This window comes from Amazonocrinis nigriterrae CENA67 (assembly GCF_016056305.1).
Classification (GTDB): domain Bacteria; phylum Cyanobacteriota; class Cyanobacteriia; order Cyanobacteriales; family Nostocaceae; genus Amazonocrinis; species Amazonocrinis nigriterrae.
Genome location: NZ_JAECZC010000075.1, coordinates 27,543 through 34,285 on the forward strand (window position 1 = coordinate 27,543; position 6,743 = coordinate 34,285).

The following is a 6,743-nucleotide window of genomic DNA, read 5'->3' on the forward strand; positions in this document are numbered from 1 at the left end:
CTAAATTTGGTGTCTATTCAATTGAAAAACGCTGTAAAACCTCTAAAGGTACTCGTCCAGAAATCCATTGCAGATTTGGCAATTCCTGTACCCAATCTGCAAAAATCTTTGCGCCAACACGCGGATCGTAACTGAAAAAGCTTACCCAACTGTTATCTAGTCCTGTTGGCTGTCGCTGTCGCAATTCTCGCAAAAACGCACCCCATAACCCAGTTTGAAAAGCAGCCAATTCATTACCATCAGGTGCAGACACGCCAGCACAAGTCAACATTCCCCCCAACCAAGGAAATTCACTCACTAAGATAGTTTTGGCTCCCCGCCGCGCCGCTTGGATAGCAGCAGCAGTACCTCCAGTTCCTCCGCCAACAACTAACACCTCAGCTGTGTATGTCTGATTTCCCATAAATTAGCTTTTAGGTAAGAATATATACTCAAATTATCTTAATTAAAGACTGATAGCACTTATGCAAACTCTAGGAATTCTTGGCGTTCTCTGCGTCTTGGTGAAGCAGTCGCAGTCTTGGACGGCACTTCCTCCAAGCCGGGAAACCCTTTCGGCAGTCCCCCATCTCGGCAGAAGCCAAGACGGGGGCTGCCTCACCAACGGAGTGCCTCCGCTTTGCGTCGATTGCGTTAGCGCAGCGTTAGCGACGCAGGAGCGTCACTGCTGAACCCGAAGGGCGGTTCGATAATTAAGCTTTTGGGTCATTTTTGGGTAATCTCCAACTAAGGGAACTCCAAAAAATAAATTATGTCGGTTAAAGTTATTGACTGATGACTGATGACTGTTAACTGTTGACTGTGAACACACTTGGAAATCCTTTAAGTACAATTTCATAGAAAAAGGGTATAAAACTACTATTCCTCCTGCCTTCTTGTACCAGAGACTGCTGAATTCTTGCTTTAATAACTTTGCAACTCATGAAAAAAGCTAATGTTTGTCGATTCTGTACTTATGGCTTAATTGGCTCAATATCATTAACTACATTAGTAAGTATAAATACTTCAGCTTTAACTCAAGTAGCAGAAAATTCCCCAACTCAACAAACACCCATTCCTTCCTCTGGATTGATTTGGCCAACTCAAGGTGTTATTTCTCAAGGCTTCCGCAAATATAAACATGAAGGAATTGATATTGCAGGAGCATTGGGTACTCCTATTGTTGCTGCCGCCTCTGGTACAGTTGTCCAAGCAGGTTGGGATGACTGGGGACTAGGCAATGCCATCACTATTGAACATCCTGATGGGAGTATCACAGTTTACGGTCACAACCGCCGTTTATTGGTGAGTAAAGGTCAACAGGTCAATCAAGGTCAAATTATTGCTGAGATGGGAAGTACAGGCAATAGTACTGCATCTCATCTGCATTTTGAATTTCATCCAAATAGCCGCCTAGCGGTTGATCCTCTTAGTGTATTGTCCTCTCCAATCGCAGGTAAAGTACCTCCACAACAAATAGCCACTTCTATTTTTGAGAATCATCAAGCAAGTAAGCTCAGCAATCTAGCCTCACAACCACCAACAGTCAAGCAAGTTTCTACTACACAACCAATTCCAGTCAGTTTTGCACCTATCAGCACTGATATGGGATGCAGTGGCGTCACAGTTATTGAGGGTGAGACAGCAAGCGTTCGCGTAAAAGTCTGTGACGAAAATGGGCAATTATTTTATGTTGGTCAGTTGAAACAAAACCCAAGTAAGCCTGTCAAGCTTCATGCTTGGAATATTGGTAGAGGTAGATATGAAGCAGTTAATGGTAGTTTTTCTTATTTAGTCAGCCCTGAAAAAGTGGAAGTCTGGCGAAACGGTAATCAACTGAGATCTGATAATTTTTATATTTTAAATCGATAGTAAAAGGGACTGGAAATTAGGGATTAGGAATTTGCTCTGACCCGTCCCAGATTTGAGAATGTTTTCCCAGTCCCCAGTACCACAGTAAATGCGATCGCCTGGCAATCTTAATGTTCATCAGTGCGATCGCTTGAATTTGACATTGCTAATTTTATTATTTTTTTATTCGGCTACCAGTAAAAACGCTCTATGATTAACAGTAATCTAAGATACAAAAAAACTAAATTTAGAGACAATTCAAGCATTTCTCTAAAACAACTAAATTTTTTATACAAAGGTGTCCATCATGGAATATCTTGCTCATTCCCTCATGCTGATTGCTAACCAAGAGGCAACTGGACAGGCAGAATATACCGAATATAATCTTCCCAAGCTTCAATTCAGTTCCCATCAAATTTTTAAATCTTCTGCTTGGTTAGCTTTCGCTGGTATCAGTGTATTGTTTGCAGCTGTCACTCAGGCTCAATCAGCTTCGGCAGCATATGTATCTACTAATGGTAATTGTCTAAGTGTTCGTACTGGGCCAAGTACCGCTTACCGAGTTGTGGATTGTCTTCCAAATGGTACTGCGCTTCCACCAATTACAGAAACTCAAAACGGTTTTGCCAGACTGGCTCCAGGCAGATATATTTCCCAAAGATGGATTAGTGGTAAATATAATTCCGGTAATACTAATACATCTGGCGGCGTTGGCGGCCCCATTACTTTAACTATTGGCTCTAAAGGCCCAGCTGTTTCACAAGTTCAAACAGCTCTAGGTATTCAACCCACAGGATATTATGGTTCTGTGACTGCTAGCCGAGTGCGAGACTTTCAAGCGCGTAATGGATTACTTGCAGATGGTGTGGTTGGGCCTGAAACTCGAAGACTCCTATTAGGAAATAGCGGCTCAAATCCTCGTCCAGGCGTTGGCGGCCCCATTACTCTAACTATTGGTTCCAAAGGCCCAGCTGTTTCACAAGTTCAAACAGCTTTAGGTATCGAACCCACAGGATATTATGGTTCTGTGACTGCTAGCCGAGTGCGAGACTTTCAAGCACGTAATGGATTACTTGTAGATGGGGTAGTTGGCCCTCAAACTCGAAATCTTTTATTGGGAAGATAGGGAAAATGGGGGAGATGAGGAAGATGAGGAAGATGAGGAAGATGAGGAAGATGAGGAAGAAATTACATCTTGTCGCCCTATCTCCTTATCTCCCAACCTCCCTATCCGTTCATTGACGAAACCCCTAAATAATTCTTTACAATTTGTAATATACGCTCTGCTGCATGACCATCCCCAAAAGGATTAATTGCGTTAGCCATCGCTTCATAGGCTTGGGGATTACTCAGCAACTGTGCCGCAGCTGCAACAATACTCTCAGTGGTGGTTCCTACAAGCTTAGCTGTACCTGCACTGACTGCTTCTGGCCTTTCTGTAGTTTCTCTGAGAACTAGCACTGGTTTTCCTAGGCTGGGTGCTTCTTCTTGTAAACCACCAGAATCGGTGAGTAAAAAATGCGATCGCCCAATTGCACCCACTAGTTCCGCATAATCTAAGGGTTCTGTCAAGAAGACTCGTGGATGATTGCCTAAAAGTGCTTGCAGCGGTTCTCGTACTGTTGGATTGCGGTGTAATGGTAAAAGCAAAGCTGTATCGGGGAACTTTTCTAATATTTGCAGAAATCCCTGCGCGATCGCTTGTAGTGGTTCTCCCCAATTCTCTCGCCGATGGACTGTTACTAACAAGGTGCGATAAGCATCCCAATTTAAACCAGGTACATCACAAGCTGGTTGAGTTGCAGCCACATTTAATAGTGCATCAATTACTGTGTTACCCGTCAGGTGAATTTCTCCCAACACACCAGAACGCTGCAAATTTTCCACAGCCAAAGCAGTTGGTGCAAAGTGTAATTGTGTAAGTTGAGAAATTAGCCTTCGATTAGCTTCTTCAGGATAAGGATTGAATAAGTCATCAGTTCTCAATCCTGCTTCTACATGCCCTACAGGAATTTTGTGATAAAAAGCTGCTAAAGTTGCCCCAAAAGCTGTAGTAGTATCTCCCTGCACTATGACTAAATCTGGCTTACTCTCTTGGAATAAAGCTTCTAAGCCTCGCAAACTGAGACAAGTAATATCGCTTAAAGATTGCTGACGCTGCATAATCTCTAAGTCATGATCTGCTTTGAGGTTAAACAGCTGCATCACTTGTTCAACCATCTCGCGGTGCTGTCCAGTTAAAATGACTTGCGACTCAAAGTCACTTGATTTTTGAAAAACTTGAATTACCGGAGCTAATTTAATCGCTTCCGGACGTGTACCCAAGATAATATAAACTCGTTTTTGATTAGTCATTAGTCAATGGTCATTAGTCATTAGTCATTAGTCAATGGTCAATGGTCAATGGTGATTAGTCAATCATTCCAACTAACAACCAACAACTGACAACCAACAACTGACAACCAACAACTGACAACCAACAACTGACAACTAACAACAACTAACAACCAACAAAAAAGCATGAAAAAACCCGGCTTAACCGGGCAGATGCGCTGTTTGTCGAATTTAGCGGTATGAACTATAGTTTGATATCACAAGTTAAAGGGCAAGCAGCGTAGACAGTGGTCTGTGCTTGTTCTGCTTCTCCATGCAGCCAACTTAACCATTTAACATCACTTGGATGCACACCTTTCAATGTCAGCACTCCAGCAGCGATCGCTACTGCCATGACATTAAACATAATTAAAGCACCTGCTACAAGTAAAACAGCACTAACAGGCATTACAGATTGCAACACAATCGACAACAGACATCCAACCGTAGCCATCAACACAACTAATGGAAAACCGACAACCAACAAGCATACTGCCAAGGTGAAAGTCCAGATTAAAAAGCTTTTGACCATCAACAAGGAGTAGGTCTTACCTAGATTAGAGCTCTGAGCCGAAACCATGACTTTTCCTCCTAAATTACACAGCAAAATTTTATTTCAGTTTTCGCTTGTAGCGAGCTAACTGAATTGTTTCAGTGAAATTCAGTATATAAAACCCTATGATGAAAATGAGCATTTAGTTACTAAAGTTTACAGTTAATTTTTTGTAATTATGAATGTAAAGTCTAGTTCACAGTTAGCGATAAAACTCTTTTTCAGTATCTATCTTAAGGAGTAGAAGGTAAAGTGCATTCGCTGCCAGTATGCATTTCAAATTCTTGACTGGGATTACGCTTAACACTTCTTATCAAAAGTGGCGGTCATTCTCATAATTCATAGATCAGCCTAAATAAATTATCTGCTAATAATTTTGCTGTTTATTTGCTAGCAACTTCGCTCAATGTCTACGAAAATTTTCTCATTTAACAAAAAAAAGTATTTAAAACTTTATACTAGCTAATTTAAATACATTACTTTATAAGTGAAACTTCTGAAATAGCAAAGGAATGTAGTGTGCTAAACAAGATAAAGTAGGCAAAAAAATTACTCATAGGTTCACACAATTTTGATTAATAGAAAAAAATATACAAGTAAAAATCATAAAACATAGCTGACCGTTGCTTTGAAGTAATGGGCAAAAAGACAGTCACAATTCTGTCTCCTAGCGCTCTAGAGGTTGCCAATAGAGACTTTTGATCGTTCAAGTTTATCAATGCCAAATTTTAAAGAAATATGACAGAAACACAGCATCCATCAAATTCCAATACTACTGCTCCCCGTAATGCGCCCCCAATGCCACCACCGCCACCATCATTGATGACGACACAGCGCCAGACTACACAAACATTGGATATGGGGTCAGTGAATAGAAATATCAGCCCACCACCTCCCCCCATGTCTGCACCTGCTGGCGCTCATCGTCCAGGTACTCCACCACCAATGCCTAGTTCTGTTACAACCAAAAATAGGAGTTCGGGGTTAACTTTAGCGCAGATTATCAGAGAAGCTTACGACCAGGGTTATTCTGATGTTCATCTGGGTGTAGGTGAAATACCTCGCTTCCGCAACCGAGGAGAAATTCAGACAACAGATTATCCAGAAACGAATCACGATACTTTTATTAGTTGGTTGCTGGAGGTGATGACAGAAGCCGAAATTCAGCGGTTTGAAGAATACTTAGAATTTGATGGAGCAACTCAATATGAATTTGCTCGCGTGCGGATTAATGTTTTTGGCTCTCTTAAAGGCCATGCTATGGTGCTGCGGTTGATTCCGCTAAAAATCTTGACTATGGAACAGTTGAGATTACCTACAGTTTTTCGAGACGTTTGCCATTACCACAAAGGTTTAATTTTGGTGACTGGCCCGACTGGTTCTGGTAAATCCACAACGATGGCGGCGATGATTGACTATATCAATAAAGAGATGGCTAAGCATATCATCACCATTGAAGACCCTATAGAATTTGTTCACCAAAGCCGCAAGTCCCTAATTAAGCAAAGGGAAGTTGGAATGCACACCCGGAAATTTGACAATGCTTTAAAAGCGGCTTTGCGGGAAGATCCAGATTTGATTCTAGTGGGGGAAATGCGGGATAAAGAAACAGTCAACACCGCATTGAAAGCCGCTCAAACTGGTCACTTGGTAATGGGAACCCTACACACCAATAGCGCTGTGAAAACCATTGAACGGATACTCAATTTGTACTCAGGTGAAGAACAGGATGCAATGCGGGTAGCAATTTCTGAATCTTTAGTGGCAGTAATTGCTCAAGGTTTGTGCCGCACAACCGATGGCAAGAGGGCTGCTTTCCACGATATCCTGATCAACACCGAGGCTATCAAAGAATGGATCAAAGATGGTAAGTATGATGAAATCACCGAACTGATGAAGCAAGCCAGTTTTGATGGCATGATCACCATGAATCAGTCACTACTCAATCTTTACCAAGAAGGACGGATCACGGAAGAAACAGCTTTAG

At 41.9% G+C, this 6,743-nt stretch carries 5 protein-coding genes and 1 pseudogene; 3 read left to right on the forward strand and 3 right to left on the reverse strand.

The genetic code is table 11. The annotated features are described in order from the left end of the window. Window positions 1-403 (reverse strand): annotated as a pseudogene (locus I8748_RS27330) (FAD-dependent oxidoreductase); the annotation flags it as partial. 518 nt (window positions 404-921) lie between these two features. Here I8748_RS27330 and I8748_RS27335 point away from each other — a divergent pair. Next, entirely contained in the window at window positions 922-1,851 is a 930-nt protein-coding gene (locus I8748_RS27335) for a M23 family metallopeptidase (RefSeq protein ID WP_198127658.1), read from the forward strand. Between the two features lie 286 nt (window positions 1,852-2,137). Further along, complete coding sequence (locus I8748_RS27340; RefSeq protein WP_198127659.1) at window positions 2,138-2,956, forward strand: peptidoglycan-binding protein; 819 nt, start codon at window positions 2,138-2,140, stop codon at window positions 2,954-2,956. A 101-nt stretch (window positions 2,957-3,057) separates the two neighbouring features. On the opposite strand, the gene wecB is transcribed toward I8748_RS27340, so the two are convergent. Beyond that, window positions 3,058-4,185, reverse strand: a complete 1,128-nt coding sequence (gene wecB / locus I8748_RS27345) for a non-hydrolyzing UDP-N-acetylglucosamine 2-epimerase (protein WP_198127660.1) — start codon at window positions 4,183-4,185, stop codon at window positions 3,058-3,060. A 223-nt stretch (window positions 4,186-4,408) separates the two neighbouring features. Beyond that, entirely contained in the window at window positions 4,409-4,783 is a 375-nt protein-coding gene (locus tag I8748_RS27350; RefSeq protein WP_096557162.1) for a hypothetical protein, read from the reverse strand. 711 nt (window positions 4,784-5,494) lie between these two features. Here I8748_RS27350 and I8748_RS27355 point away from each other — a divergent pair. Continuing rightward, window positions 5,495-6,743 (forward strand): type IV pilus twitching motility protein PilT (locus I8748_RS27355; RefSeq protein WP_198127661.1); only part of this gene is annotated, 1,249 nt, incomplete at its 3' end.